2 protein-coding genes and 1 pseudogene are annotated in these 2,056 nt (G+C 60.7%); 2 read left to right on the forward strand and 1 reads right to left on the reverse strand.

Annotation, left to right across the window (positions count from 1 at the left end):
- Positions 1-666 precede the first annotated feature (666 nt).
- Positions 667-936, forward strand: a complete 270-nt coding sequence (locus tag ACUXUR_RS26680; protein ID WP_445505371.1) for a hypothetical protein — start codon at positions 667-669, stop codon at positions 934-936.
- A 350-nt stretch (positions 937-1,286) separates the two neighbouring features.
- Positions 1,287-1,481, forward strand: a pseudogene (locus ACUXUR_RS26685) (calcium-binding protein); the annotation flags it as partial.
- Between the two features lie 349 nt (positions 1,482-1,830).
- Here the strand turns inward: ACUXUR_RS26685 and ACUXUR_RS26690 are convergent.
- A partial coding sequence (locus ACUXUR_RS26690; protein WP_445505372.1) for a DDE-type integrase/transposase/recombinase occupies positions 1,831-2,056 on the reverse strand: 226 nt, incomplete at its 5' end.

Consider the following 2,056-nt stretch of genomic DNA (forward strand, 5'->3'; position numbering starts at 1 on the left):
ACGGTGCGCCCGCACTCATCCTTGGGCTACCGGCCGCCTGCACCAGAGGTCTTGGTCTCTGCTTCCAAGCTGGCGCCGCAGCCAACGCTGAATTAACATCACACACGGATCACCCACATGGGGCAGGCCAGTGTGTTCGGGTGGAAGTGAAGCGTCGGCTCCCAATTGATATTCATAATCCCTCGCAGCGGTATCCAGAAGGTCGGCATGAACAGCACTAAGCAATGAGCCGAATGAGGCGACTTCGGGGCGGATTACAAATCCCGATAGCCCCGCCGCCACTTGGCCAGTGTGCTAGTCGCCGCTGGAACGCTCGCAGCCCCAAAGCAAAACGAGGCGGTACATCCGCGCCTCGCCTGCCTTTTGGGAGAGTGCTGATCTCTGAGCCGCATCGATCAGCCAGAGCATGTTGACCGCCGCATGGTTAATGAGCCTTTAATGAAAAACCCCGCCCGACTGAGCATCGAGCGGGGTTTTGTGTAAGGGGCCTGATACACAACGCGGCCTGCTGGCTTTGTATTCGTGCAGGGTTAAGCAACGGTGACCGTTTCCCTGATCGTGCTTACCGGCATTACACAACCGTTATGCGCGAGGCTGAAAGGGACAGGGTGCCGGAGATACAGTATGATGCTGTGGCTGGGCGGGGAACCTGCACGGGAGGTCATCATGCCAGCCGCGACGTCCTACACCTTCTACGGGGTCGTTGAGGATCCGTTCGTCAATGACTTCATCACGGTGGACCCGGGCGCGTTCGGCTACACGGCCGGTCAGAAGATCACCGGAAGCCTGACACTCTCTGGCGCTGCCGCGGCGCTCTGGGCAAGCCTACCGGAGGCGGAGCGCATCCTGTCGCTGCGGACTTCTCAAACATCGGGTTCTTCGTCGAGCAGGCGGCCACTGGAAACTGGACGCAGGCTGACTTCACCACGCCGCTGACACTGGTATCGAGCGATGACCAGCGGCCGCTCGACCAACTCCGCGCCACCCTCTTCCATTCCGATGAGCCGGACGGGCCGACGCTGCGTCTGGACCAGACGGAATATGGCGGAGCGCTGCTGACCAATGACGATGATCGCTCGGCATTCGTCTACGGCGCCTGGGTTCCGGCAGGCGTGACCCCAAACCTCGTCTATGGCACCGCTGACGAGGACAGACTGGTGTTGCGTAGCGAGTTAACGCTGGCCTGGGGTGGGTTGGGCGAGGACGTTATCCGCGTGAGAAGCGGCGAGGCATTCGTGTGGGGGCAGCAGGGCGATGATCGCCTCGTTGGTAACCGCGGTCGTGACATGCTGTTTGGCGATGTTGGTGACGACACGATCAGCGGCGCACGTGGGGCCGACTTCCTGAGCGGCGACATTGGGGATGACACCATCAGCGGCGGCGCAGGTGATGACCGGGTGGACGGCGGCCCTGGCAACGATCTGATCAGAGGTGATCGCGGCAATGACATCCTGGATGCCGGGGGCGGAGTGGACAAGATCCTCGGCGGCTCCGGGGATGATGTGATTGTCTCCGGGACAGGGCAGTTCGACGAGAACTTCGAGTTGGAGCGTTCGATCAGCGATGGCGGCTCGGGCGATGACGTCATCTATGCCACCTTCGACGCCATCCTGACTGGTGGGTCGGGGGCCGATCTCTTCGTGTTGGGCAACCCGTTCGGCACGCTGGACAACTTGGGTGGGCTGACCGTGACTGATTTCCGGCCCGGGGTCGACGACCTGGTAATCTATGCCGGCGAACCCGGCCAGTACGACACGTTTGAGGAGATCATGGGGTTGTGTCGCAAATTTGGAGAGGAGACGCGAAAGGTCCAGTCGCACGGTGGAGCGTTCAGGCGGCAAGCAACTCAAACTGCTCGGCAAGTGATGGCTGCGGATTGCGGGTATACTTCCCTTGCTGTTTGCGCATCATGTGAACCATCTCAATCCCGCCCAAGATCACGCGAGCACTCTTCGTTGACTTGAACCCGAGCATCGGACGAATGCGCCTCTTGATAGCACGGTGATCCTGCTCAATCCGATTGTTGAGGTAGGCGCTTTGGCGGATGCGAATGGGT

The sequence above is a fragment of the Microvirga medicaginis genome (genome assembly GCF_052658925.1).

Bases quoted from the DNA above. Each gene is read 5' to 3' on its own strand.
- ACUXUR_RS26680 (WP_445505371.1), top strand. From the start codon at position 667: ATGCCAGCCGCGACGTCCTACACCTTCTACGGGGTCGTTGAGGATCCG.